This is a genomic window from Fimbriimonas sp. LA-C6, assembly GCF_055398105.1.
Genome location: NZ_AP038796.1, coordinates 3,035,675 through 3,061,647, shown reverse-complemented (window position 1 = coordinate 3,061,647; position 25,973 = coordinate 3,035,675). Strand labels below are relative to the sequence as shown.

Here is a 25,973-nt window from a genome sequence, read left to right as displayed (position 1 = left end):
CATAATCCTAATCGAATTAGGAACTATGCACTAAAAGACGCATCATCAGCACCTATTGAAGTCTCGATTGGGCCGATGCTCAACAGTGTACGGTCCCAACAACTACGATTCAGAAGGAAGTGAACTGTAAGAGAGTGCACCAATCAAAGCACCTCCACAACTACCTGCTCCAAAATGTCTGAAGGAACACCAGTCCAGCATCGTAAGCCTCGGGAAACCCCAACAACGAAATCAGGTTTGAAAGCACGAGATTCAGTAATCACAAAACAGTCCCTTCCTCCAAACTCCCCTTAGCCCCGAACGGGGCGCTCCGTCCAAGCGAAGGACAAGCGCAAGCGCAGTCCTGGTAATCAAACTCCACCAAATGCCAAGTTCTATAAGCACGCTCCCCATCCCCTCCGAAGCATCCCAAACAGGATGCCAGAAACCATCGGTGGCGTCGAAGGCCCCACCGAAAGCCCCCACAAGAACCACACCCCGAAAGGGTGCCAAAAGCCACCAACCCTCAGCGACACCCAACCCCTCCGAGAGGTCCAACGGGCCGACATATCAACAGCCCAACGGCGCAAGCCCTGGGAAAGCCCACAAGAAAACGAGGGCTGAAAGCCCGACATACGCAAACACCCTGACAGTCCCTTCCGCTAAAATTCCCCTAGCCCCGAACGGGGCGCTCCGTTCGAGCGAAGGACGCAGTCCTGGTAACCAACCACCACCAAACCCCAAGTGCTGTCAGCACGCTCCCCATCCCCTTCCGAAGCATCCCAAACGGGATGCCAGAAAGTAGCGGTGGCGTCGAAGACCCACCGATAGCTCCCACCAAAAACCGCACCCCGAAAGGGTGCCAGAAGCCACCAACCCTCAACGACACCCAACCCCTCCGAGAGGTCCAACGGACCGGCATACCAACAGCCCAGCGGCGCAAGCCCCGATGTCAAAAGCCATTCCGGGACCCTCTCTCCCCCGAATTCTCCGGAATTTGGGGGAGAGAGCCGGAGTGAGGGGGCAAAACCAACCAAATACCACCCGATCTCCAATCCAACGACAAGTCAGCAATGCACGCTCCCCAGCCCCGAACGGGGCGCTCCGTTCAAGCGAAGGACGAAGTCCTGGAAACGAACCACCACCAAACCCCAAGTGCTGTCAGCACGCTCCGTTTCCACTCCGAAGCATCCCAAAAGGGATGCCAGAGAATAGATGCTGTCTTGACTTGTCAAGTGGTTAGGGCTGGTTTCACTCCGTAATAGGGTGTTTTGCCCTGTCTAAGTGCCTTAAGAACTCCGTAGCAGATCATGAGTAGTTTGCGCATGCAAGCGATGAGAGCTTGCATCTTGGTCTTTCCAGATTGAAGTAGTCGCTGTCTAAAAGCCTTGATAACCTCGTGGTGCCTCCCAGCAGCGGCGGCGCTAAAGTAAAGACCTTTCCTAAGACGCGCATTGCCCTTCTTAGAGAGCCTTGTCTTACCTCTCATGAGTCCAGACTCTTTGCGGCATGGATTAAGTCCTGCAGCAGCTGCGTAGCTTTGTGCATCAGTGTAGTTCTCCACATCTCCCGCTTCAGAAAGGACGAGAAGAGCGGTGGTGGTCGCAACGCCACAGATGGCTGTCAGAGCCTGCATATCCTGCTTCAAAGACTCACTGTTCTCAACGAGATCAAGCTGAGCTTGTTCAAGCTCTTTGAGCTGTATGTTCAGCAAAGCGACCTGCTCTTCTAGCTGCCGAACAGCGATGTCTGGGAAGCGCTCTTTGTGTAACAAACGGCTACTGCACCTTTGGAGATCTTCCAGGAGAAAGTCTCGCTGCCGGTTCAAAACGCATAGATGTCGAACCTTGACATCCGCCAGGTGCCACTTGGAACCTCCAACCCGTATCAGGTACTCCGCAATCGCCTTAGCATCAGCTCTGTCTGTCTTGTTGAGCTTTCCCATCGCTCTTGCAAAGTCTCTAATGCGGCGGGGATTCTCAACACTGACCTTAAACTCTGCCTCATGAACTGCGCATGCAAGGTTGAACTCATATCCACCTGTTGATTCCATGCCAACACACGTAACCTGCTTCAAGGCTCTTATGAATTTGAGAATCTGTTCAATGCCGCCAGGATTGTTGTCAAAACGCCGCTCTTTAATCTCTCCTTCAACGCTTAAAGCACATACATCTAACCAACCTTTGGAAACATCAACTCCTACAACCCAATCTTGATTCATGTTCTTTCTCCGCTAAACTGGAAAGCAGGGTCCACCCCGTCGCCTCAAGCTTGTGAAATCGAGCAAGGATATCAAGATGCTGTACGAGGACCGGGGGAGGCCCGAACGAACGCGATCTAACGAACGAGGACATTGCCTCTAGCCAGGGCATGCGTATCAACCGTTCGGGACCTGCCAACCAACTCTAACTTACAAGCCAGGGCGTCGAAGACCCCTGGAAGGCCGAGCTCTACTCCCCCGACTCCAGAGGAGTCGCAGAATGCCCGACTCACAAATAGAACCCAACCCTAGCCCCGAATGGGGCGCTCCGTCCGAGCGAAGGACGCAGTCCTGAAAACCAACCACCACCAAACCAAACTGCTGCAAGCACGCTCCCCATCCGGCTCCGAAGCATCCCAAACGGGATGCCAGAAAGTAGCGGTGGCGTCGAAGACCCACCGAAAGCCACCGCCAACAACCGCACCCCGAAAGGGTGCCAGAAGCCTCCAACCCTCAACGACATCCAACCCCTCCGAGAGGTCTGAAAGACCGGCATACCAACAGCCCAACGGCGCAAGCCCTAGGATCAAAAGCCATTCCGCGACCCTCTCTCCCCCGAATTCTCCGGAATTTGGGGGAGAGAGCCGGAGTGAGGGGGAAAAACCTACCAAATACCACCCGATTTCAAATCCAACAAGAAGTCAGCAACGCACGCTCCCCAGCCCCGAACGGGGCGCTCCGTCCGAGCGAAGGACGCAGTCCTGGTCACCAACCACCACAAACCCCAAGTGCTGTCAGCACGCTCCGTTTCCACTCCGAAGCATCCCAAACCGGATGCCAGAGAATAGCCAGGGCGTCGAAGACCCCTGGAAGGCCGACCTCTACTCCCCCGACTCCAGAGGAGTCGCAGAATGCCCGACTCACAAATAGAACCCAACCCTAGCCCCGAATGGGGCGCTCCGTGCAAGCGAAGGACGCAGTCCTGGAAACCAACCACCACTAAACCCGAAGTGCTCTAAGCACGCCCCCCACCACCTCCGAAGCATCCCGAATGGGATGCCAGAAAATAGCGGTGGCGTCGAAGACCCACCGATAGCTCCCACCAAGAACCGCACCCCGACGGGGTGCCAGAAGCCACCAACCCTCAATAAAACCCAACCCTTCCGAGAGGGCTGAAAGCCCGGCATACGAAAATAGTCCCTTCCGCTAAATCTCTCCAGCCCCGAACGGGGCGCTCCGTGCGAGCGTAGGACGCAGTCCTGTTAACCTACCACCACCCAACCCAAGTGCTGTTAGCACGCTCCGCCTCCGAGGACCCACCGAAAACCGCACCCCAAGGGGGGGCAACCATCCCTCAACCAGGCCAAACCAATCCGAAACCAAACCCGACAAACAACGTCCGAAAGCCCTGAAGGGGCGAGATATATCAGCCCAGGTCGCAGCGAAGCGGAGGCCTGGGAAAGCGCAGCTTTATCAATGGGGTGGGGTGCTGCGAATGCAGCACCAGGGCGGGAACCATCACTGTCCCTTCGTCAAAATGACAACCTACCAAACCAGCCCTACTTCGTAACGTCCTTCTTCGGCGGCTCCGGCTGGTTCGCAATCTTCAACGCCGTCATAAAATACAACTTCGCCGCATTCGTCAACTTCAAGAAGTTAATCTTGTCCACAGTGTCGGTCGGCTGATGGTAGTCCGGATGGAACCCATCAAACAAGAACGCAATCGGAATCCCCTTCGCCGCAAAGTTGTAGTGATCGCTTCGAGTGTAAACATCCTCCGCGTCGTACTTAAACTTGAACCCGACATACTTGTTCAAATCCTGAATCGTCGCATCCAGCTCGGTCGAAATCCGCTTGCTACCCACCAACCGAATCGTCTCGCGATTCTCATCAGCCTTGTCCACCCGGCTCGGATCCCCGTTCTGAACACCGTCAGAATCCCGACCAACCATGTCCATCTGAAGCTCCGTCACCATGCTCTTCAAGTCAAACATAGGGTGGTTCACCAGGTAAGAAGAACCCAAAAGCCCCATCTCCTCGCCAAAGAACGTCATAAAAATGATGCTTCGCTTCGGCTTCACCGGACTCGCAGCCATCGCATGAGCCACCAACGCAACAGCGGTCGACCCCGATCCATCATCATCGGCGCCAGGATAAACAACGGTCCCCTGCTTCCCAAGGTGATCCAAATGACCGCCCACTCCAACAATCTCAGCCTTCAGCGTAGGGTCGGAACCTTCAATCATCCCCACCACATTCGGCACCTTCACCTTCTCAACAAGCCGCTTGCCCTTCAACCGCACCGACTTCTTCCCCGTCGCAGCAGTAATCGCCCCCGCCGCAGGAGCAGCAGGCTCCGTGATCTCAAGATCCGCAATCAACTTCTTGGCAGCCTCAGCCGAAATGGTCCCAGAAGGACTCTGTGGCGAGATAGTCCCCTCACCCATCCGCGCTCGCCAAGTCGCTTCCGACAACTTGTCCACCACCATCAACACAGCCACCGCATCCTGCCGAAGACACTGGCTCGCAAGCCTAGGATTCGGCACGTCACCCTTCAAAATCACAATCCGATCCTTCAGAGAAAGCTCATCCGAAACCCGAGCACCCTTCCCAGAATAAACAATCAGAACCGGCGTTGCCGTCACATTCAGATCATCCGGCCCCTGGTTCAACACCACCTGCGAAGAGTCAAAAGAGGTCCCCTTACTAAACACTTCAAGCAGAGTCTTGGTAGGATCCATCCGACTGCGCGTGAAAATCGCCGACTGGAAGTAAGTCCCATCCTCGCCCAGGGGCTTCAGGCCCGCAGCCTTAAACTCCTTCGCCATAAAGTCAGCCGCCTTCTGAAAACCAGGCTGCCCACTCCCCCGCCCCTCACACTCAGGCCCCGCTAAAAACCCAAGAATCCGCTTGGCGTTATCAATCGTAATCGACTCATAACCCTTCTTGTACTCAGCAGGAACAGGCGCAGCCCCCGGAAACTGTGCGTAGGCGGCGGAAATAAGACAACTTGCAGTAAGAAACTGGGCGATCACACGCTTCATGAAACAAGCCTACAATGATTGCTAGCCTTTCTGCTGCACTTCTATTGCAAAAATGATGTGTTCGCTTAGCTAAGGATCCTGGCTGATTTACCAGGACATCCAAGTTTAAGAGGCGTAAGCATATCAGCTCCAAGGGTTTCACAACGAGAAACCCCTGGATACAAGACGAGTCTTATAGACCCTTGTCAGCCACAAACTTCGTGAGGTCTGCAATTCGGCAGCTATAGCCCCACTCGTTGTCATACCAGCTCACAACTTTCACCATGCTGCCGAGACCAATGGTATCGACCGCACTGAAAATGCTGGAGTGAGTGTTACCCTTCAAGTCCGTGCTCACAAGCTCTTCGTCGCTGTAAAGAAGAATGCCCTTCATAGCACCCTCGGCATACTCCTTCATCGCAGCATTGATCTCAGCAACGCTGACTTCCTTGCTCAAAAGCGCGGTGAAGTCGACAACCGAAACGGTCGCAACCGGAACTCGGAAAGCCATACCCGTAAACTTGCCCTGAAGCTCTGGAATAACCAAACCAACAGCCTTCGCAGCACCCGTCGAGCTAGGAACAATATTCTGGCTAGCAGCTCGCGCGTCGCGAAGATCCTTAGCCGCCGTATCCTGAGTCTTCTGAGTATTCGTAAACGCGTGGACAGTGGTAAGAAGACCCTTCTCAATTCCAAACTTCTCGTGCAATACCTTAGCCACAGGAGCCAAACCATTGGTGGTGCAGCTCGCGTTGCTAATGACATGGTGAGCAGATGGATCGTAAGTGCCGTCATTGACACCTAGAACGATTGTCTTGTCTTCATTCTTAGCAGGAGCCGAGATGATGACCTTCTTGACTCCGTGGTTTCGATGCGCAGCAGCCTTGGTCGCGTCTGTGAAGAAACCTGTGGATTCGATAACGATATCGACTCCAGCAGTGTCCCAGGGGATATTGCCAGGCTCTCGCTCAGCAAATACCTTAATGGCCTTGCCGTTAATGTGGAAAGTCTGATCGTCGTGATCAACCTCACCCTTGAAAGGGCCGTAGGTCGAGTCATATTTGAAAAGATGTGCGTTTGTTTTGGTATCCGTTAAGTCATTGACGGCTACGACTTCAAGGTCGTTGGGATATCTTTCGAGGATCGTTCGGAGAGAAAGTCGTCCGATGCGTCCAAAGCCGTTGATTCCAATTTTAATTGCCATTCCGTCTCCCGGAAGTTGCCCGGGCGACAATGCCTGGTACTCCAAAGGGGGAGTTTACCTAGGTGTGAGCCCGAAGCAAGCGCAAAGAAAGCATCCAGCCAAACGTGACGCAAATGGCACACGCGATCAGTGGAGAATAGTGGGCCAGGTGACTTCCAAGGAACCCCAACTTCTCATACATCGCACTCCCAATAGGAGCACCAATGATCGCCCCCAACCCCTGAGCCGTCATCACAGCACCAATATTGGCCCCCCGACGGTTCGGATCAATATCGCTCACGCTCGCCATCCAAGCCGGAATGGTCAACAAGAACCCAACTCCCACAGGAAGTCCGCACAAAGCGAGGGCAAATCCAGTCCGGAGAAAAGGCAAGAACCCACCCAGACTCATCACACCAAGCCCAATCGCACATAGCCCAAGCCCAATGTGAACCGCCCGCCCCTTACCTAGCTTCTCGCCAAACTTCGAAAGAGGAACGCTAAACAAAGCCATCGAGATCGCCGCAGGCAGCACCAACACGCCAAACGCGACCTCATTCATCTTAAACTCGTCCTGAGCAAACAGCTTGATGATCGCCATCGGGAAACCAATCCCCGCAAACGTCACCACCGCAAGCATCAGATAGCTAGGAATCTCCTTCACAGACCGAACAAGATCCTTAAACCCAACCTCCGCATGCCCCTCAACAACCGCAGAATGAGGCTCCTCATGGGCAGGAATCAACTTGAACACGCAGAGAGCCACGCCCGCAAAGAGCGCACAAGCCAAGAACAAACTCGCATACTTGTGCCCAAATGCCACGTTCACCGCACCACCAATCGGCATCGCAATCGCAATCCCAACAATGTAGCAAAGGTTCAACAAAGACATCGCCTGCTGACGCTGCTGGTCATTCACAGCGCTCCCCATCCGCGAGAAAGCCGCCGGCCACAACATAGCCGCCCCAATTCCATCAAACACGCGAAGCAAAATCAGGCACAAAACCTCCCAAGCCCCCGCATTCATCGGAATCAATAAAGTCAACAAGGAAGTGCAAGTCGTAATGACCGGCCCCACAAACATCAACTTCCGATGCCCAAACCGATCCGCCAAAGCCCCCATCGGACTCTTAAAGATCGCCTCGCTCAAAAGGAAGGCCGTCACCACCAATCCAATAACAGAAGCACCCAATCCGCGCCCCTCAGGAATCAACAACCCGTGCGGACCAGGAGCCTCCTGCAGATAAACGGGCATGGTAGAGATATTCAGCACCGCGTACCCAATCTCAGCAAGAAGAGCAATGAGCAAAAGGTGTCGCACAGCCGGCTGCTTCCAAACAGGAGCAGTGCTTTCAGGAGAATCCGGAGCTTCGGGTGTGACGACAGACATCAGGTGTTACTGCGTTAGTATGCCCTGTTAGGTTGCACTCCTAGCCTCAAATGGGCCAAGGGATGAGATAAATCAGACCTTTCATAGGCCGTCCAAACACAAAAACCTCCCCCAAAGAAAACTCTGGAGGAGGTTGTAAGGAAGATCTCAGCGCTTAACGAACTGGAAGCCACGTCGTGCTTTCTTACGACCGTACTTCTTAGCTTCTTTAATTCGCGAGTCTCGAGTCAGGTAACCACCAGCTCGTAGCTCTTTGCGAAGGGTCTCATCGTACTCAACGAGTGCGCGAGCAATTCCGAGTCGGATAGCACCAGCCTGACCAGTGATACCGCCACCCTTTGCAGTTGCGATAACATCAAATCGACCGTCCATACCGAGGTGAACCAGAGGACTGTTAACAAGGATCTCAAGAACTGGGCGACCCAGATACTCTTTCATCTCTCGCTTATTGATAGTGACTTTGCCCTCGCCTGGAGTAATCCAGACTCGTGCGATGGCGCACTTGCGTCGCCCCGTTCCGTAGTTGGTTTGCGTTGCTGCCATCGTGATTAATTCTTATCCTTTTTGATATTAAGAGGAACTGGGTTCTGTGCTGCATGAGGATGCTCGCTGCCAGCATAAACCTTGAGCTTCTTGAAGAGCTGCTTGCCGAGCTTGGTCTTGGGTGTCATGCCCCAAACGGCCTTTGCAATGAGCTTCTCTGGATTCTCATCGAGCATCTTGCCTCGTGAGATGTTGCGCAAACCGTCTGGCCAGCCTGTATGCCAGTAAATCAGTTCGTCGCGCTTGTTCTTTCCAGTAAGCACGGCCTTCTCGGCGTTGATGATGATGACAAAGTCACCGCAGTCAGCATTGTAGGCAAAGTTCGGCTTGTTCTTGCCTCGAATCACTTGCGCTACCTGAGCTGCCAAACGGCCGACGGGGATGCCGGATGCGTCCACCACGTACCATTTGTGCTCAATTGAGCCTTCCTTTATAGTTGTCGTTCTGTTCATTTTCGGTCTTGTAGCGGCAGAAAATCTGCCTTGCATGTCAGGGGCAGAGCTAGCTCTGCCGCTACGAATCTATAGAAACTGTTCGGTTGTCTCGTGGATGACGTCCGTAGCGAACCCGCATGAGACAAAGTCCCTTTGCTGGCAGCACCACTGGCCACTGGAGATTTTCCTGCCCCTCTTTTGTAAGGAGCCTGCTGACCTCTTCGACGGGTCGTCGACCGCATCCTACTTCTAGGAGCACCCCGGACATCCTTCGCATCATTCCACGAAGAAACGCCGTACCGACCACGTCCACCCACACCTCATCTCGACTACGCGATACATCAAAGCGAAACAGCTCCCGATGCGTATTCAACACCGTGGGCTCCAGCTCCTCCGTATAAGCGAGAAAATCGTGTCGTCCTAGAAGTGCGTTCGCCCCAATCTGCATCTTCTCAACATCCAAAGAACGATGAAAAGAGTGCGTAAACCGGGAGCGGTGCGGGTCGCGATTTGCTAGATGAATCCGGTAGCGGTAATGGCGATCAATCGCGCAGAACCGACTATGGAAACTGTCGGGAACTCTGCTAGATCGCAATATAGCGACATCATCAGCTAGCCGGCGGTTCAAAATACTTGCCCACTTTTCAGGAGGGATCGCCACATTCGTATCGAAATGACAAACCTGACCCTTAGCGTGAGCACCGCCATCAGTACGACTTGCTCCTAAGATCTCAATTTCCTCGCCCGAGATGAGGCGAACAGCTTCTTTCAATGTTCCCTGGACGGTTCTCCGTCCAGCTTGTACGGCCCAGCCGTTGAAATCGGTGCCGTCGTAACCTACGACGAGCTTGATTCTCATATTAGTTAAAGCAGGCTTAGAGCCTGCCCTATTAATCGACTAACTCAAGAACGGCGCAAGGAGCCGCATCACCACGTCGAGGTCCGATCTTGGTGAGGCGAGTGTATCCGCCGGGACGAGTCTTATAACGAGGACCGATATTGTCGAAAAGATGCTTGACCAAATCTTCGCCGTTAATAAGGCTTCGATCGGCAAGAATCTGAATCTTTTCGCCCTCGGTCTTACCTGCAAGCAGCTTTACGGGCTTCTTGCTGGATTGGCTGTGACCGACAAGCACCTTGCGAGCGCGGCGTCGGGCCTCAAGGCCATCTTCCATCTTGGTAAGGGTGATCAGCTTCTCAACGAGTCGCTGGGTCTCTTTTGCACGGCCTAGGGTGGTGCGTACATAACCGTGACGGATGAATTGTCGCTGCAGGTTGGTTAGCAGCGCCATCCGCTGGTCTGTCGGCAGGCCTAGCTTCCTATGGTCAACTTTGTGTCTCATCTTCCTATGCCAGGCTTCACAGCCTGTAAAAACCGAATGCGGGCACGAACGCCCGCACTAACTTCAGAAATCGTCGTCTTCGTCGTCAAAGGCATCAATTCGATAGCCGCCCTTAGGTGGCTTCAACTCGAGACCATGCTCGTGGAGCTTATCTCGAACCTCTAACAACGATTTCTTACCGAAACCGCGAATCGCAGTAAGGTCGGACTCGCTAGCAACTGCAAGAGCCTTCAGCGTCAGAATGCCTGCGCGTCGAAGACAGTTGAAGGTGCGCTGCGAGAAGTCCAACTCCTCAATGCGAAGATCCGGCACATTCTTCAGCATCTCGTCATCTGGGTTGTTCTCTTCGATGACGTCAGCCTCAAACCCGGCAGCGCCGAGGTCAAAGAACATGCGGAAATACTTATCCAGGATGTGAGCACTCTGCGACAGAGCGTCATTAGGTCGGACAGCACCGTTAGTCGTGATGTCGAGAACCATTCGCTCGTAGTCAGTACGCATACCAACACGAGTCTGCTCGACGGTGTAATTCACTTTCTTAACGGGGGTGTATTGGGCTCCAGTTGGAAGCACACCAATCATGCCCTTGTACCGATCCTGATTCTGTGGGAGCACATAGCCGCTGCCCCAGCCTACATAGAGCTCCATGACGAGACTCGCATTGGGATCACTAATGGTCGCAATGTACGCCTCGGGATTCACGATCTCAATGCCCTCTGGACATACGATGTCGGCACCGGTTACACGACCAGGACCCTTCACATCAATGTGCAGAATCTGCTCATCGAAGGGACCTTCGAGATTCGAGCGGATTGCAACGTCCTTTAGGTTCAAGATCAGCTCGGTGGTGTCTTCCTTGATACCTGGGATAGGGGCGAACTCGTGGAAAACCTTGTCTACACGGATAGCCGCAATCGCAGCACCCTGAATAGACGAGAGAAGAACACGCCGGAGTGCGTTGCCAATGGTTTGGCCATATCCGCGCTCCAACGGCTCCAGGATGAATTTCCCGTAGTCGTTTTGAAGATCGAGAGTAGAGATGTGGGGCATGTTGCTTTAGACTCTTCTTCGCTTGGGCGGTCGGCAGCCGTTGTGTGGAATAGGGGTGACGTCGCAAACGCTCGCCACTTCAAGCCCGGAAGCCTGAAGAGATCGAATAGCGGTCTCGCGTCCTGAACCAGGTCCCTTTACGCACACATCAACTCGCTTGAGGCCGTGCTCTTGAGCAATCCGGCTAGCTTTGTCGGCAGCAACCTGAGCAGCAAACGGAGTTCCCTTTCGGCTTCCCTTAAAGTTCACATTACCGGCGCTCGCCCAGGAAATTGTATTCCCCTGAGGATCAGTAATCGTGATCAGCGTGTTGTTAAACGACGCGTGAATAAAAGCCATACCGACCGGAATGTTCTTCCGCTCTTTCTGCTTGCCTTTCTGAACTGCTTTTCTTGCCATTTGTTGGGTCTTGGGGTCGGGTGATCGTTAGGCCACTTCAGCAGCCTAACGTCAATTTTTACTTCTTAGCTTTCTTCTTACCAGCGACGGTCTTGGGCTTACCTTTACGGGTTCGCGCGTTGTGCCGGGTGTTCTGTCCGTGCACAGGCAAACCACGTCTGTGGCGAATTCCTCGGTAGCATCCAATCTCCATGAGACGTCGGATGTTGCCGTTGACTTCGCGTCGGAGATCTCCCTCGATTTGATATTCCTTATCGAGGATCTCGCGCAGTCGTCCAATCTCTTGCTCGTCAAGATCTTTAATCTTCTTGCGAGGGTCGATGCCAGCCTTTTCGACTAGCTCATGGACGTTGTGCTTACCAATGCCAAAGAGCAAAGGAAGCGCATAAAGGACCGCTTTCTCGCGCGGGAGGTCAATACCTGCAATTCTCGCCATGCTTAGTTTTTCCTATCAGCCTCTATGCTTAACCTTGGCGCTGCTTGTGCTTAGGCACTTCACAGATCACTCTCACAACACCGTTGCGCTTAATGATCTTGCACTTATCGCAAATCTTCTTAACACTTGCCCTAACTTTCATGATTCAATCGCCTTAGTTTCCACGTCCTATTAAGATGTGGAGTGCGTAGTGCGCTTATCGTTTTCACGATGCGCTGGCTGACGCAAGAAGGAATGATACCCAAGCTCTGCGTGCTATATCTAGCATTGGAGCAGGTTTCTGTTGGATATCTGCGGGTTTCCACACCACAGGTAGATGAAGACAGCTCGGTTTGAACTACAGATTGAGCATCGTCCCCTTAACAGAACTTATCAAGAATACCCGCTACTAAAACAGCCACAACAAAAAAGTGCCTGGCCCTCCCAAAAGAGAACCAGGCACTTCGGTTAATCGGTGCAGGACAGCCTATTTGTATCGGTAAACGATTCGGCCCATCGTCAAGTCATAAGGACTGAGCTCTACGCGGACACGGTCGCCAGGCAAAATTCGAATGTAGTTCATTCGCATCTTGCCACTCACGTGTGCGAGGATCTCCGTCTGACCTTCGTCGAGCTTCACTCGGAATCGGGCGTTAGGAAGGTTTTCCATGACCATGCCTTCGATCTCGATGCCCTTCTCTTTGTCTTGCTGCGGCTTATAGGGTGGTTTTCTTCTCGCCATGTATGACTCTAGTGTACTCGGTTTATTCGGTAGTCAAAATCTCCGCGCCATCCTTTGTGATCGCAACGGTGTGCTCAAAGTGCGCACTCAATTTACCATCTGCCGTAACAACCGTCCATTTGTCAGGCAAAATCGACACCTTATGGGTTCCCTCGTTGATCATCGGCTCAATGCAAATCGTATAGCCCTCGCGGAGTAACTCCCCCTTACCAGGTTTGCCATACATCGGAACACTGTGCGGCTCCTCATGCAAATTCTGACCAATGCCGTGTCCAACCAGGTCGCGAACAACCCCATAACCATGCATCTCAACATACCGCTGAACAGCATGACCAATATCACCAATCCGAGCACCAGCCCGCGCCTTGGCAATCCCCTGATACAAACTCTCACGAGTCACATTCATCAGACGACGTGCCTCCTGGCTCACCGCACCTACCGGATACGTCCAAGCGCCATCCGCGTGCCAGCCGTTCTTCACCACGCCAAAGTCCAAGCTCACAATGTCACCCTCCACAAGCACGTCGCCTGTAGGAATGCCATGCACAACCACACTGTTCACCGAGATACAGGCAGAAGCCGGAAAGTCGCGATACCCAAGGAAACTCGGAATGCCGCCCTCTTCGCGAATCAACCGATCCGCTAGGTCGTTCAACTCCTTCGGAGTCGTCTTGCCAGGAACAATCGATTCAGAACAAAGCCGAAGTGTACGGGCGACAATACGTCCCGACTCCTTCATCTTCGCAATATCAGCAGGAGATTTAATCAGTCCCATTAAGCCTTCGGTCCTACGATTTGAGCATAGGTCTCTTCAGGTCCCAAGCTGCCGTCCACACGCTGCAAATCGCCGCTCTGCTGGTAGTAGCCAATCACAGGAGCAGTGTTCTCGCGGAAAACGCGCAACCTCTCACGAATGGTTTCGGGCTGGTCGTCGGTACGAACAAACAAAGGACCGTTGCACTTGTCGCAAAGCCCCTCACGCTTGGGTGGCTTGTTCTTGCTGTGATACAGCTCGCCACACTTCGTACATCCCAATCGCCCGCTCAGTCGCGCCAGTACGACCTCTTCATCCACTTCGATGCTGACAACCTTATCAAGACCGATCTCCATCTCAAACAACAACTCGTCCAAAGCCTCAGCCTGACGAACCGTTCGTGGAAATCCGTCGAGAACAAATCCCTTCTTGCGCACGTCCTCGTCACGAAGCCGCTTCGCCATCATCTCGATGGTCACTCCGTTTGGAACCAGTTCACCATGGTCAATGTAGCGCTTAGCCAATCGCCCCAGGTCGGTCTCCGCCTCGATCTCCTTTCGGAAGATGTCGCCAGAGGACATTGTTTTGAGACCCAACCGGGCAGATAGCAAAGCACTCTGGGTGCCTTTGCCTACTCCGGGCGGGCCAATCAGGATCAGTCTCATTTTTTGACGTTAAAACTCTATTTAGAATGTCGAAAAGGGAAAAGGTGGGATTTTAACCCCAACTTTTCCCTTGAACTTCGCTTATGTAGTTTATCCGTTCTTACGAACCGTATTGCTTCATCAGAAGATTTGCTTCGATTTGTCGCATCGTTTCGAGGGCCACACTCACCATAATCAGCAGCGAAGTGCCACCAATAATGCTGATGTAAGTTCCCGGCGGGATGCGAGCAATGACCGGGGCAATGTACTGAAGCAAAGCCACCATGGCGATAAAGCCAGCACCCACAACCGTGATCCTTGAGATCACACCGTCAAGGAAGTCCTTGGTCTGCTTACCAGGACGAACACCCGGAATAAACGAACCGCCTCGCTTGAGGTTGTTGCTGATGTCCTCCACGTTGTACTGAATCGCTGTCCAGAAATACGTGAAAGCAAAGATCAAAGCCGTATACAGAATCGAACCAAGAACACCCTTCGGAATCGGCATCCAGCTAGCGATCGGATCGCTGTTCTGAGGCTGCAGATACTCACCAAATGCCACAAGTGCATGACCAATGGGAGTCGGATGAATCGGATCCGAACCACCCAGCATCATGCCGAACTGGTGAGGAAGACCGATAAACGAAACCGCGAAGATGATTGGCAGAACGCCAGCCATGTTTACCGACAAAGGCAAGTAGCTTGTCGAACCACCCATCACACGCGTCCCAATCTGCCTCTTCATATGCTGAATAGGGATTCGGCGCTGCGCAGTGGTGAAGTAAACAATAAACCAGGTCGCAACCAAGAAAATCAGAACGATGACCACAAGGCTAAGAGGATTAACCGCTCCACCTCGCACACCTTCCATCAGCTTTCCAACCTGTCCAGGCAAGGACAAGATGATGCCCGCGAAGATCATCAGAGAAACACCGTTGCCGATACCCTTCTCAGAAATCTGCTCGCCAAGCCAAAGCTGGAACATAGCGCCAGCAGTCCAGAAAAGCACCATCATCAACTTGATGGGCAAAGTGACGCTCGAAAGTGCATCTCCCATCAACTGAACCAAAGCCCAGCCCTGAATGAGACACAAAGCAAGAGTCGCCAACCGAGTTCGTCGGTTCTGAACCTTTCGGGCATACTCGCCACCCTCCTGCATCTCCTTCTTCCAGCTCGGTAGAGCCGTCGTAAGAATCTGCATGATGATCGACGAAGTGATGTAAGGGTTTAAGCCAAGAGAGAAGATCGAAAGCTTCCTCAAAGCACCGCCGCCAAAAACATCCATCAGCGCAAAAGCAGGGATGTTCTTAAGCTTCTCGTAAACCGCATCACCGCTCAAGCCTGGGACAGGCACTGGGACGTGAATTCCCAGTGCGAAAACCCCAAACATGAGTAAGACAAAGAGGATTCTTTGTCTTAGGTCGGGGTCGGCCCAAGCAAGTCGGAAAGTCTCGACCAATGGAAGGGACAAACCCTTATCGCCACGTGCTCCTCCAGAACTGGAGATGCCGCCGCCACCTAACCCCGACGGGATACTCACAGCGTGACTACCTCGCCGCCCTTAGCGGTGATCGCATCAGCTGCAGCCTTGCTGAACTTGTGTGCCTTAACAGTGAGCTTCTTATCAAGCTCGCCAAATGCCAAGACCTTCACTCCGTCCATCACCTTAGAAATGATTCCAGCAGCAATCAACAGCTCAGGAGTAACTTCCTGACCTGCCTCAAACAGGTTCTGCAAATCGTCAAGGTTGACAATCGCATATTCCTTGTGGTTGATGTTGCGGAAACCCTTCTTAACCGGAAGTCGGCGCTGAATAGGAGTCTGTCCACCTTCAAAGTTAGGGTGAACCTGTCGTCGTGCTTTCTGTCCCTTGGTACCACGGGTTGCGGTCTTACCCATACCCGAACCGATACCTCGACCCACACGGCGCTTTCGAGTGGTACTACCCTTCGGCGGTTGGAAATTATTTAGACTCATTTCTTGCCTCCCTTCGTTCCTTGAGCCTTGTTGGTTTTAACACCAGGCTTAGGAGCGTGTACGCTCGCAGGCAGTGGTCGCGATGAAGCTCCCTTCGAAGTAGCGTCTGCTACAGGAGTGGTCCCTTCAGGAACTTCCACAACCAACATGTGCTTTACGTGCTGGACCATACCGCGAATGCTAGGTGTATCTGCATGCTCAACGGTCTGACCAACTTTACGTAATCCTAAGGCCTGAACGGTCCGTCGGTTGCGCCAATTGTTACCAATGGGGCTTTTGACTAGCTTAATGCGCAGCATCTGCCTCCTCCTTTCGAGCCTTCTCAATCCATGGAGTCAATTGCTTGGCTTCCACGCCGCGTCGCTCAGCAACCGTCTCAGGGCTGTTAAGGGAGCGGAAGGCTTCGATGGTTGCGTAGGCCATGTTGATAGCATTTCGGCTACCAAGGCTCTTAGCAAGAATGTCGTGGATTCCACAAGCTTCCAAGCAAGCTCGGACCGCGCCACCAGCTTTAACGCCAGTACCAGCCGCAGCTGGACGCAGAATAACCTGTGCAGTTCCGGACTTAGCCACAACAGCATGAGGAATCGTGCTGCCGATCATAGGCACAGGGAACATGCTCTTGCGAGCCGCTTCCTCAGCCTTTCGGATGGCGTCAGGAATACCGCGCGCCTTACCGAGACCAACTCCAACCGAACCCTTATTGTCACCAACAACAACCAGGATCGACCAAGATGCAGTCTTACCACCCTTGTGGGTCTTAAATACCTTGTTGGTCCGCACAACTCGAACGTCGAGCTGAGGCCCCTCGGTATTGCGGCTCTCTCGCTTGCCGCTCAATCGGTTCATCATTCTCATGGTTTAGAACTCCAACCCGGCTTCTCGCGCACCCTCTGCTAAAGCAGCGACGCGGCCGTGGTACTTGAAGCCACCACGATCGAAAACGACGGACGAGACACCCTTCTCTTTAGCTCGCTCAGCAAGCTTTGCTCCAACCAGCTTGGCGCCATCCTTGTTTCCGCTCGCACCGAAATCTTTCTCGGTGGTGCTAGCAGACACAAGAGTAACCCCCTGCGTGTCGTCAATGATCTGGGCATAAATATGCTTGAGGCTGCGGAATACCGCAAGCCGAGGGCGCTCAGTGGTCCCGACGACCTTCTTGCGAAGGCGGACGTGACGGCTGAGGCGTAATTCGGATCTGTTTTTTGTTGCCACTTTCCGTTACTCCTTACTTCTTCGCTGCAGCGCGCTTACCAGCCTTGAGGCGAACGACTTCGCCTTGATAGCGAATTCCCTTGCCCTTATATGGCTCTGGCTTACGAACTTTACGTACGTCGGCTGCGACCTGACCAACAAGGGCCTTGTCGATTCCACTGACGAGAATCTGCTGGGCACGAGTCTTTTCATCAGCCTTGACCTCAAAGCTAATGCCCGCCGGTGCCGCAATGGTGACTGGGTGCGAATAACCCATGTTCATCAGAAGATCGCGCCCCTGAACCTGAACACGGTAACCAACACCGATGACTTCAAGAGTCTTCAGGTGGCCCTTCGTAACGCCATCAACCATGTTTGCAAGCAAAGTGCGAGCAAGACCATGCTGACTTCGAGCCTCGCGCAAGTTGTTCGGGCGCTCGAGAGTCAGGGTGCCATCCTCTTGTTTAACCGTGAGGAGACGGGAAATGTGTTGTACTAATTCGCCCTTAGGACCCTTCACAGTAACGATGTTCGTGGATTCTTCCACCGAAACCGTCACACCGGCAGGGACCGCAATCGGGCGTATTCCGATTCGTGACATGTTAGTAGACCTCGCAGATGACTTCGCCGCCGATGTTGCGCTTTCGGGCCTCGCGGTCTGTCATAAGTCCGGCACTCGTACTGATGATTCGAGTGGCAAGGCCGCTTCGAATTGGCTTCAGATCGCTCACCGGCTTGTATACACGAAGACCGGGTTTGCTGACGCGTGCGATGTGGTTGATCAATGGCTTGCGCTTGTTGTCATAACGCAAGGTGATCCGAATCATAGGGAACTTCGTCTCATTTGAGATTTCATGACCCGATACGAATCCTTCAGCTTCAAGAAGCTTGACAATTTCTACTTTGATTTTACTTTGTGGGACGTCGACGGTAAGGTGCCGAGCTTGGACACCGTTTCGGATACGCGTCAACAGGTCCGCGATGGGATCGCTGTGCATGTTCTTAGTTCTCCTGTGGGGTTACCAGCTGGCCTTTTTTACGCCGGGCAGTTCGCCGCGATGAGCCTTCTCACGAAGACAGATTCGGCAAATCTGGAAGAATCGATAATATCCGTGTGCTCGGCCGCACAGTTGGCAGCGGTTATATCCGCGAACCTTGAACTTAGGTTTTAGACGTTGCTTTTCAATCAGCGCTTGTTTCGCCATGGTTTCTCCCGCCGTTATCGAACCGGTTCGCGCACTCCCCGGCGAAGGGAAGCGTGCCTGGTTCGTGGCTTGCTTGTATTTGGATGCGCAAAGCACCCAAGTTGTGTAGGATACCTAAGTCGGAACCACAGTGGAACCTCCCCACAAGAGATAAAAGCCCCCAAACCGCATTTTTCAGGCATCTATGCCTACCCCAACACCCAAACCCAAGCGCATAATGGCCACATGGCCTTCGAGCCACTCCAAACAGACGAGAAATACGACGGACCACCCGTCAAAAAAAGAGATATGGACGCCTACATGCTCGCAGGCTGCTCCGCATTCGTCTTCATCTCCATCACCACCTACTGCCTAGTCGTCTGGCCCTGGCTCGTCTTCCAAGACATCAGCAAACTCCAAACCGTCATCAAATGCCTCGCCATCTCCTTCACCCCCTCCGTCATCCTAGGAGTGGCCATGATCAGAAAAACAGGCGTCGCAGGAGCCTGCGGACTCGTCGGTGCAGCCATGACATCCGGCATCTTCCTCTTCCTCAGACTCCAACAAGCACACATGGCCTACCAGGCCGACCAAGCCCCCAGACCCGAGTTCCCACCCGCACTCGCCTATCTCCTCCCCGTAGCCTGGGTCGCCATAGCCGTCGCACTCGGCTTTGCCTTCGTCCCGCAAAAAGATCTCGCAGATAGCGACGAATCACCATAGAGTCTTCAGGATTTTCACCGACAATTTTCTCAGGTCCAACCAGGACCCAAAGGAACAAAAAGTTGTCGTACGGTAACTACGCTCAAGAGTATCGAAAAAACGCGGTTATCGGCGCATCCCCGGTACAGCTCGTCGTCATGCTGTACGATGGAGCGCTGAAGTTTATGGAACAGGGCAAAATCTCAATGGCTGCCCGAGATATCCAAAAGCAGAACTACTACATCCAAAAAGCACAGCGAATCGTCATGGAACTCATGACCTCCCTCGACATGGTCAAAGGAGGCGAAATCGCTAAAAACCTGCTCGCACTCTACACCTACGTGCTAGAAGAACTAGTCTCCGCAAACATCGAAGATCGAGCCGAATGCATCGATCGAGCCATGAGAACCCTCACCGAACTAAGAGAAAGCTGGGTCGAAGTAGAAAAAATCACCCGAGCAGGCAACGTCCAAGAGGTCCCACTTGCAGCCTAAAGAAGCCCTAGACAAACTGCAAGTCCTCACCCTAGCCGTGCAAGATGCCATCAACCTCGATAACTGGACCGATGTAAACACCCTCATCACTCAACGAGAAGCCATCATCACGCAACTAGAACAGTCCAACCAAAAACTAGACCCCACCCAATTCGAAGAACTGGCCAACCTAGACAAACAAACCATGCTCCTCATGGCCAAATCCAAAGCCACCATCCTAGAACAAGTCCGAGGCACCGAAAAAGTAGCCCAAGCCAGAAAAGCCTACACCCAACCCAAGCAATTCGACGCCGGACACCTAGGCTAATCCCGCTACAACCTCAGCGCGGAGCTTTCTGAGTAGCAGTGTCATCCAGACCACAACCGTTGAGCGTAAACGTAAACGAACTGCTACCTATATCAGCCCCTTTCACATAAACGGTCACTTTGCGAGGTCGGACTTCTGAAAACCACTCGCAAGAAAATGTCCAATCGGACCCAAGCGGCAATGGCATTTCCTTGTCTTTCTTCGTGAGAGCCGTATATTCAGCACTGTTAGGTAGACGGCCATTGTCACACCAGAACGTCGAAACAAGTATGGTACTCCACTGCAAATCCACCTCAGCAACAGATCGTCGCTCCGCCCTTTGGAAGGCGCTTCTCAACCAAAGAACGAACATGCAGCCAGACACAACGGTCACAAGCAATGCAACTGCAAGCAGCTTCATGGTAAACCTTCTTTTCAGCATATGTAAAATCCTTTATGAGCGAGTTTCGACACGCTCGTCACGTCATGCCCACGCTATATGATCAGTAAAGAGAGCTACCTTCGGATCGACGGTTTAGTATGTAGTTGCAACCCCGGATCAGAGACGGAGCAACCACCCCGGGTGGCAAATACCATATCCGATATTTTAAACCACCAATCTAGATGACGAGGGCGACCTTGCCCACAACAATTCCAGTACACCATACTTAATCTCTTACCTCTAAGGGACTTCACTATATCGTCTGCATATAGTGCGAGATCATTACGGCCAGTTTTTTTCTGAGATGGGTCATCTGTTAGACGCACTCCTGGTATATCGATAATTATTTTTTTATTAGGACCTGTTTTGTAAGAACGTGAAGATCCGTGTCCGACGGCGCAAAGCGCGTCACCAGACTGCAATTGTCTGATTTCTGCTTTTGCAATTGCTAGTGACCTAGGCCTCAGAATGTAAGTATTAAAGCCCAACTCACTCAACCCCTTTGCATTTGCCCGAGCCCATATAGCATCGGTTTGTGCGGTGCCAATATAATCGGTTTCTGCCGGCTCTCCAACAATGATGATAGCAATCCTCTCCCCCTTTTTGAGGCCAGCTTTCCACTCTAGAAAGTCATAATATTCATCCACATCGGATCCAAAAAGCCCAGTTGGATCAACCAACATGATCGGATTCCCTTCGCAATACTCATAAGCATTGATCCCACCCTCTAGTCCAGCCGGATCAGGAGAAATCCACCGACCAGACCTCGGATCGTAATACCGGTTCCAGCAGTAAATCAGGTCAATATCACGCTCCGTGATGTAACCGACTTGCCCCTTATATCCTAACGGAGCATTAGGAGTAGCGCTGGTAGTAAGGTTCCAAACAGGCTCTCCGTAACCGTCGTACAAGATAGGTGCGCTTTGGATGTACTGACCAATATTTCCAGGAGGCTGGGTCTCTCGTTTAACTTGGCAAATCATATTGCCGTTCGGATCATATGTAAACGTGGTGGCCTCAAACCCTTGTCCAAACTGCTGAATCGGCCCAGTCGGCCCCCACAAATAGTTGGTGCCCCCCTCAAACAGAATCATGGAGCCATCGTATTTATATTTCAGAGAACCCGCTGCGACCCGAAGCCCCTCCGGTCCATAACTCATTGCAACGTTCTTGATAGAACTCGCCTGTCCCGATAAATTGTACGAAACGTCAATCCCGCGGAACTTCGTCAATGAACCCGTGACATCGTACTGAACATCGGAGTAGGGAGACCCTCCGCTAACAGAATTGATCTGGTCGGTGTACTTGTCATATCCAAACGTAAGACCCCGGACCTGAGTTAGATTCTCGGCACTATCGTAGTTATAGCCTCGCTGCACAGACGCCGCTGGGACGTTGTCAATAGTCCAGTTTTCTTGCCACAGATGTGAGTTGTTGAAGATGAATGCTGCAGAGCCGGAAGCATAGCTTTGAGTAAAACCATTAATAGGGATGAGACCCTGGATCAGGAACCGCATCCCAGTTCTGTTGCCAGCAATGTCATATGACATCGTATCGAAAACAGAGAACGTGCTGTGCTGACTCTGATTGATCGGATCAATCGCCAACGTATTGGGGTCAGGCACATACCCGTCGGGCGTCAGATTCTGAAGTTTCGTGATCTGACCAAGCTGATCATAGGTGTAAAGGATCGTCGCTTGCGGCGTTCGGACAGCAATCACGCGGTCCATCGCGTCGTACGTGTAAGTTGCACCAACACCGGTGACCGCGTTTCCATTGCTGGTGACGCTGATGGCAGTAACGCGTCCACCTTTATCGTAAGTGTAATTGTAAGTGTAACCACTCACACTCATCGTCTTCCGATGCCCAGACGTGGTGTAGGTATAGGTTACTGGATTCCCAACATCGTTGGAGCATGAGTCACTGAGCACGTGATTCTCATCGTCGTAGGTGTAGGTATGAACGACGGTAGTACCGTCTGACAAGGCATCGTAGTTCACGCGCCCAAAACCGTCGTAAGTCACCTCCCTATATCCCGTCTTCGTGCTGTTGTTAGGCTGAGTCCCGTGGAAATAGGTGAGGCCAGGCAACCCGCCAGGCCACCGAGCATCAAACGAACCTGAATAGTTCGGGCCAGTAAACGTCTTCACGAACCCATTCACATCGTAGGTCTGAGTCCATCTCTGTGCCCCACTGCCCTGGCCATGGGAAGACTGTGACGTATTCCCAAACAGATCCTCGCTGAAGTTGTGCATGGCAACTCCATTCCCGTTCGTCAAAGCCTTGAGGTCATATAAAGAATTAAGGCTGTTCGTGCTGGCCTGCCCGAACATGTCGTTAAGTGTCAAAGCACCGAGTTCCGAGTCATAGCTTTGATAGAACAACGTCTGAGATGGAAGATTCCCATCGGACAAATAGGCGCTCGTCGCAGGTTTGCCTGGGTTGCCATGTGTGAAGTGAATCGCACGGTAGTTAAAAGTCGTGATATCGGTCGGCTGGAAGTACCGATCATACTGAACCGTCGTTTGCACATTCGAAGGGTCTGTGACGGTCGTGAAATAGTTGTTAAAGCCAATCTGAGTAACTCTTCCAATAGGATCGATCACCTTGCAAGGCTTCCCAATCACTTCAGGTAAGTTGCTGCCGTTAAACGTCGCAATGTTAACGAACTGAGTAACTCCGGTCGCACCATCAGCAGTCGGAGCCGTAATAGTCGCAACATTACCCAGCGCCGTATACGTGACGCTAATCACGCCTCCACGTGGCATAGTCACGCTCTGAATAAATCCGGCAAACGCACCAGTCGACGCATTCGTTGTAGAGTAATACTGATAAGTGGTCGGCTGCTTCGTTTCGCCGTTCTTTCCTAGCTCCTGAACCTTGGTGACTCGACCAAAAGGTGCAATCGTCGGATACTCCCAAGTGACCGCAACCTTATTCCCATAAGGGTAAGTGTATAGGGTTGGATTAAAGTGAGAATCCCGCTGGATAGACACACCAGGACCCGAGGGTGGAAGTACGGCGGTAATAGAAGACGGATCAGAAGACCCGTACTGCATAGTGCTGGTGTTGCCAGCAGCATTCTTCTCAGCGACCTGCCGACCTAGCGCATCATACGTGACCGTGTAACTGTCTTCCTTCTGATTGACGCTGTAGGTATCAACGGTGGTGGTACTGGTGGAAGGTGTGTAGATGTAGTTTGTATGGTTCCCGTTCGCATCAGTCAGAACAGAAGCCCGTCCGGTCTGGTCATCAAAACTGACGTTGGCATAACCTGCACCGATTGTGTTGGACCGATACAGGTATGGCTGGATGGCACCAACATCCTTGTACGCGTAGCTCCACTGGTTAATCGCAGGGTTCGACCGATTGGTAACCGACATGAGAAGACCATTCGAGTAGTTGTAGTTCACACTCGACATACCCACGGTGTCGCCCTTGTAGTTCGACCAAACTTGAGATCCGACGAGCACCCCATTAGAGTCATAAGCCAGCGAGATGTTGGCGTTTCCAGTCGTGCTGCCCGTCGCACTGGTACTCGCAATCTGAATGAGTCTCTTGTAGTTATAAGATAAGTTGAGTTGCGACCCATAGCCGTTCACGACGGTATGTAGTCGGTAAGTGTCGTCACCGGCGTCCATCGTGAACACTTCTTTAGCTTGACCATTGTGCCAAAGCGTGATGCTCGTCCATTTACCGGTGACATTTGGATCCTGGATTCCTGTTGCTGTATACGGCGCACCAACGGGAACAGTGAAGTTCACACTTCCACCTGATCCACCGCCGCCACCACCTGGAGGCGGCACCAGGTTGGCCTTACTGCCTGGAGTCGAAGGGTTAGTCGGATTCGTCGGATTCGTTGGGTTGGTAATGACGGTAGTCAGGTTGGGAACCAGAACTTCCGAGGCACCATTCGGATAAACCAACTGAATATTTCCCCACGCATTTGGCTGCAGAGGAATCATCCTGACGTCCCAGTTATGCGTCCATCCGGCAGGCAAACCCGGAGATGAAAGATTGCCACTTGCAAGGGCTGTGCGGTAGTACCGCTGGAAAGCCACCGGCCCTCCAAACGGATCGTCCATCACAACATCAGGCTCAGAACTAGCATCAACCACTCCATAGGGCAGATTGATGCTAAACAGCGAAGCCGGACCCGCCGAAGGAGCATTAGAGCTATGGGATGGAATCGTGCTCTCCATCCAAGGCACCACAGTCAGCGCATCGGGAAGGAAACCAAGCGGCGGATTGGGCAAAATCCCCAGCGGAACCCGATCAGCGGTAGGCGTAGCCTTCGCAACATTGGAAGGATCACTCTCCAGCGCGCCCATGGCTGTAACAACGTAGTAATAGGTAACGCCATTGGTAAGCGACTGATGAACATAACTCGTACCAGGAACGTTTGTTACAAGGCTAAATGGCCCAGTCGGGGAATTGGAACACTTGACGTTGTAGCTACTCGCTCCAACACTTGCGTTCCACGAGAGGTTCACTTTTGCATTCCCCGGAAGTGCTCTCAAGTTGGTCGGCGGATTGGGAGGAACAGGCCCGTTCGGTGTTGCTGATACTTCATTGGAGTAAGCACTTTCTCCGCTAGCGTTACATCCCGTTACAACGTAGTAATAGGTCGTACCGTTAACGACACTGGAATCAATGATCGATAGCTTATCGATCTGAGTGGTTACGTTCTGATAAGGTCCGCCACTGGTGAGCGACCTCTTAAGATTGTAAGTCAAAGCTCCGGTGGTCGGAGCCCAAGAGAGGGCAACTTGGCCATTTCCGGCAACCGCAACTAGCTGGGCGGGAGGCCCAGAAACCCCGCCAGAAAATGGACTTGCGCTTGCTACGTTAGAGTTCGGACTTTCTCCAGCCGAGTTAGTGGCAGTGACCACAAAGTAGTAGGTTTCAGTGTTGATAAGCGGTTTGTAAACGTAATATGGGCTGGTCGTGCTGGCGACTGTGCTGAAAGGACCTGATGCACTGTATCCAACTTTTACGTTATAACCAGTTGCATGGTAACTAGGTTGCCAGGTCAGCGTGACCTGACGATCAGCTGGTGTTGCTACGAGGTTTGTAGGGGCAGGAGGAATACCAAGCTGCGGAGTAGCGCTTACAGGTGCAGAGTTTGCGCTTTCACCATAGGCATTTTTTGCAGATACAACGTAATAGTAGGTGGTTCCGTTGTTCAGGGGCGTGTCAACATCACTAAGGCTAGAACCAGACCAAACAGTTTGAAACGGTCCAGAGATTGTTGTAGATCGCTTAAGGTTGTATTTAGTTGCGCCAGAACTCGCGTTCCAGCTGAGAGACACCTGTGAGTCACCGGCAGTAGCAGTCAATCCAGTCGGTGTAGCTGGAGCATTCCCCGTGGGCGGTATGACGTCAAAATAAATGGTCCCAATCTGACCATTCATCGGAGCAATGTATGTGTGAACAGCTTTATAGTTATTAGCAATAACTGCCGAAGTTGGTGCCGAAATTGTATAGGTCCCTGTCGAGACCCGAATCACAAACCAACCGTTAGGAACTGAGTCTGTTGCAACTGTATTAGAGTTACTATCAACGATAGTCCAAAGAGGACCAGGAGAGTTGATC

At 52.5% G+C, this 25,973-nt stretch carries 30 protein-coding genes; 5 read left to right on the top strand and 25 right to left on the bottom strand.

All coding sequences use genetic code 11. The features are described from left to right. Positions 1 to 417 precede the first annotated feature (417 nt). Entirely contained in the window at positions 418 to 603 is a 186-nt protein-coding gene (locus tag ACZ51B_RS14235; protein ID WP_464293999.1) for a hypothetical protein, read from the top strand. A 167-nt stretch (positions 604 to 770) separates the two neighbouring features. Next, positions 771 to 998 carry a hypothetical protein gene (locus ACZ51B_RS14230; protein WP_464293998.1) on the top strand — a complete coding sequence of 76 codons (228 nt, stop codon included), beginning with the start codon at positions 771 to 773 and terminating at the stop codon, positions 996 to 998. 212 nt (positions 999 to 1,210) lie between these two features. Here ACZ51B_RS14230 and ACZ51B_RS14225 read toward each other — a convergent pair whose 3' ends face one another. The 23 genes from ACZ51B_RS14225 to ACZ51B_RS14115 all read right to left on the bottom strand — a co-directional run bounded on the left by ACZ51B_RS14225 (position 1,211) and on the right by ACZ51B_RS14115 (position 18,475). Beyond that, a complete protein-coding gene (locus tag ACZ51B_RS14225) occupies positions 1,211 to 2,200 on the bottom strand; it encodes an IS110 family RNA-guided transposase (protein WP_464293997.1) in 990 nt (329 codons plus the stop codon). 1,538 nt (positions 2,201 to 3,738) lie between these two features. Further along, complete coding sequence (locus ACZ51B_RS14220; RefSeq protein ID WP_464293996.1) at positions 3,739 to 5,223, bottom strand: M28 family metallopeptidase; 1,485 nt, start codon at positions 5,221 to 5,223, stop codon at positions 3,739 to 3,741. Between the two features lie 172 nt (positions 5,224 to 5,395). After that, the gene (gene gap / locus ACZ51B_RS14215; RefSeq protein WP_464293995.1) at positions 5,396 to 6,406 is read right to left on the bottom strand and encodes a type I glyceraldehyde-3-phosphate dehydrogenase; all 1,011 of its coding nucleotides are present in this window, start codon (positions 6,404 to 6,406) and stop codon (positions 5,396 to 5,398) included. Between the two features lie 58 nt (positions 6,407 to 6,464). Then, positions 6,465 to 7,775 (bottom strand): MFS transporter, encoded by a 1,311-nt coding sequence (locus tag ACZ51B_RS14210; RefSeq protein ID WP_464293994.1) that lies wholly within the window; start codon positions 7,773 to 7,775, stop codon positions 6,465 to 6,467. A gap of 147 nt (positions 7,776 to 7,922) precedes the next feature. Further along, positions 7,923 to 8,318, bottom strand: a complete 396-nt coding sequence (gene rpsI, locus ACZ51B_RS14205; RefSeq protein ID WP_464293993.1) for a 30S ribosomal protein S9 — start codon at positions 8,316 to 8,318, stop codon at positions 7,923 to 7,925. Between the two features lie 5 nt (positions 8,319 to 8,323). Beyond that, positions 8,324 to 8,770 (bottom strand): 50S ribosomal protein L13, encoded by a 447-nt coding sequence (gene rplM, locus ACZ51B_RS14200; RefSeq protein WP_464293992.1) that lies wholly within the window; start codon positions 8,768 to 8,770, stop codon positions 8,324 to 8,326. A 61-nt stretch (positions 8,771 to 8,831) separates the two neighbouring features. After that, positions 8,832 to 9,611 (bottom strand): tRNA pseudouridine(38-40) synthase TruA, encoded by a 780-nt coding sequence (gene truA, locus ACZ51B_RS14195; protein ID WP_464293991.1) that lies wholly within the window; start codon positions 9,609 to 9,611, stop codon positions 8,832 to 8,834. A gap of 31 nt (positions 9,612 to 9,642) precedes the next feature. After that, positions 9,643 to 10,095, bottom strand: a complete 453-nt coding sequence (gene rplQ, locus ACZ51B_RS14190; protein WP_464293990.1) for a 50S ribosomal protein L17 — start codon at positions 10,093 to 10,095, stop codon at positions 9,643 to 9,645. Between the two features lie 63 nt (positions 10,096 to 10,158). Continuing rightward, positions 10,159 to 11,145, bottom strand: a complete 987-nt coding sequence (locus ACZ51B_RS14185) for a DNA-directed RNA polymerase subunit alpha (protein WP_464293989.1) — start codon at positions 11,143 to 11,145, stop codon at positions 10,159 to 10,161. A gap of 6 nt (positions 11,146 to 11,151) precedes the next feature. Next, positions 11,152 to 11,544: a 30S ribosomal protein S11 gene (gene rpsK, locus ACZ51B_RS14180; protein WP_464293988.1), complete on the bottom strand. Its 393-nt coding sequence runs from the start codon at positions 11,542 to 11,544 to the stop codon at positions 11,152 to 11,154. A 58-nt stretch (positions 11,545 to 11,602) separates the two neighbouring features. Continuing rightward, entirely contained in the window at positions 11,603 to 11,980 is a 378-nt protein-coding gene (gene rpsM, locus ACZ51B_RS14175; RefSeq protein ID WP_464293987.1) for a 30S ribosomal protein S13, read from the bottom strand. Positions 11,981 to 12,008: 28 nt separating this feature from the next. Further along, on the bottom strand, positions 12,009 to 12,122 hold the full coding sequence (gene rpmJ, locus ACZ51B_RS14170; protein WP_464293986.1) for a 50S ribosomal protein L36: 114 nt from the start codon (positions 12,120 to 12,122) through the stop codon (positions 12,009 to 12,011). 324 nt (positions 12,123 to 12,446) lie between these two features. Next, the gene (gene infA, locus ACZ51B_RS14165) at positions 12,447 to 12,701 is read right to left on the bottom strand and encodes a translation initiation factor IF-1 (RefSeq protein ID WP_464293985.1); all 255 of its coding nucleotides are present in this window, start codon (positions 12,699 to 12,701) and stop codon (positions 12,447 to 12,449) included. A gap of 22 nt (positions 12,702 to 12,723) precedes the next feature. Next, complete coding sequence (map, locus tag ACZ51B_RS14160) at positions 12,724 to 13,476, bottom strand: type I methionyl aminopeptidase (RefSeq protein ID WP_464293984.1); 753 nt, start codon at positions 13,474 to 13,476, stop codon at positions 12,724 to 12,726. Then, complete coding sequence (locus ACZ51B_RS14155) at positions 13,476 to 14,120, bottom strand: adenylate kinase (RefSeq protein WP_464293983.1); 645 nt, start codon at positions 14,118 to 14,120, stop codon at positions 13,476 to 13,478. Before ACZ51B_RS14155 ends, map begins: the two co-directional genes overlap by 1 nt. 100 nt (positions 14,121 to 14,220) lie before the next feature. Beyond that, the gene (gene secY, locus ACZ51B_RS14150) at positions 14,221 to 15,639 is read right to left on the bottom strand and encodes a preprotein translocase subunit SecY (protein ID WP_464293982.1); all 1,419 of its coding nucleotides are present in this window, start codon (positions 15,637 to 15,639) and stop codon (positions 14,221 to 14,223) included. After that, on the bottom strand, positions 15,636 to 16,076 hold the full coding sequence (gene rplO, locus ACZ51B_RS14145; protein ID WP_464293981.1) for a 50S ribosomal protein L15: 441 nt from the start codon (positions 16,074 to 16,076) through the stop codon (positions 15,636 to 15,638). The genes secY and rplO overlap by 4 nt, the downstream gene beginning before the upstream one ends. Beyond that, the gene (gene rpmD, locus ACZ51B_RS14140; protein WP_464293980.1) at positions 16,073 to 16,375 is read right to left on the bottom strand and encodes a 50S ribosomal protein L30; all 303 of its coding nucleotides are present in this window, start codon (positions 16,373 to 16,375) and stop codon (positions 16,073 to 16,075) included. The genes rplO and rpmD overlap by 4 nt, the downstream gene beginning before the upstream one ends. Beyond that, complete coding sequence (gene rpsE, locus ACZ51B_RS14135; RefSeq protein WP_464293979.1) at positions 16,362 to 16,934, bottom strand: 30S ribosomal protein S5; 573 nt, start codon at positions 16,932 to 16,934, stop codon at positions 16,362 to 16,364. Before rpsE ends, rpmD begins: the two co-directional genes overlap by 14 nt. Positions 16,935 to 16,937: 3 nt before the next feature. Next, positions 16,938 to 17,291 (bottom strand): 50S ribosomal protein L18, encoded by a 354-nt coding sequence (gene rplR, locus ACZ51B_RS14130; RefSeq protein WP_464293978.1) that lies wholly within the window; start codon positions 17,289 to 17,291, stop codon positions 16,938 to 16,940. A gap of 13 nt (positions 17,292 to 17,304) precedes the next feature. Next, a complete protein-coding gene (rplF, locus tag ACZ51B_RS14125; protein WP_464293977.1) occupies positions 17,305 to 17,871 on the bottom strand; it encodes a 50S ribosomal protein L6 in 567 nt (188 codons plus the stop codon). Between the two features lies 1 nt (position 17,872). Further along, positions 17,873 to 18,268, bottom strand: a complete 396-nt coding sequence (gene rpsH, locus ACZ51B_RS14120) for a 30S ribosomal protein S8 (RefSeq protein WP_464293976.1) — start codon at positions 18,266 to 18,268, stop codon at positions 17,873 to 17,875. Positions 18,269 to 18,289: 21 nt separating this feature from the next. Next, a complete protein-coding gene (locus ACZ51B_RS14115; protein WP_464293975.1) occupies positions 18,290 to 18,475 on the bottom strand; it encodes a type Z 30S ribosomal protein S14 in 186 nt (61 codons plus the stop codon). Positions 18,476 to 18,700: 225 nt separating this feature from the next. On the opposite strand from ACZ51B_RS14115, the gene ACZ51B_RS14110 reads away from it, so the two are divergent. From ACZ51B_RS14110 to ACZ51B_RS14100, 3 genes are all read left to right on the top strand, one after another. Beyond that, entirely contained in the window at positions 18,701 to 19,177 is a 477-nt protein-coding gene (locus tag ACZ51B_RS14110; protein ID WP_464293974.1) for a hypothetical protein, read from the top strand. Between the two features lie 62 nt (positions 19,178 to 19,239). Then, entirely contained in the window at positions 19,240 to 19,650 is a 411-nt protein-coding gene (gene fliS, locus ACZ51B_RS14105) for a flagellar export chaperone FliS (protein ID WP_464293973.1), read from the top strand. Beyond that, complete coding sequence (locus ACZ51B_RS14100) at positions 19,640 to 19,957, top strand: hypothetical protein (protein WP_464293972.1); 318 nt, start codon at positions 19,640 to 19,642, stop codon at positions 19,955 to 19,957. Before fliS ends, ACZ51B_RS14100 begins: the two co-directional genes overlap by 11 nt. Positions 19,958 to 19,970: 13 nt before the next feature. On the opposite strand, the gene ACZ51B_RS14095 is transcribed toward ACZ51B_RS14100, so the two are convergent. Next, positions 19,971 to 20,357, bottom strand: coding sequence for a hypothetical protein (locus ACZ51B_RS14095; protein WP_464293971.1), 387 nt, complete (start codon positions 20,355 to 20,357; stop codon positions 19,971 to 19,973). A 95-nt stretch (positions 20,358 to 20,452) separates the two neighbouring features. After that, positions 20,453 to 25,792: an RHS repeat-associated core domain-containing protein gene (locus ACZ51B_RS14090; RefSeq protein ID WP_464293970.1), complete on the bottom strand. Its 5,340-nt coding sequence runs from the start codon at positions 25,790 to 25,792 to the stop codon at positions 20,453 to 20,455. Positions 25,793 to 25,973: the final 181 nt, after the last annotated feature.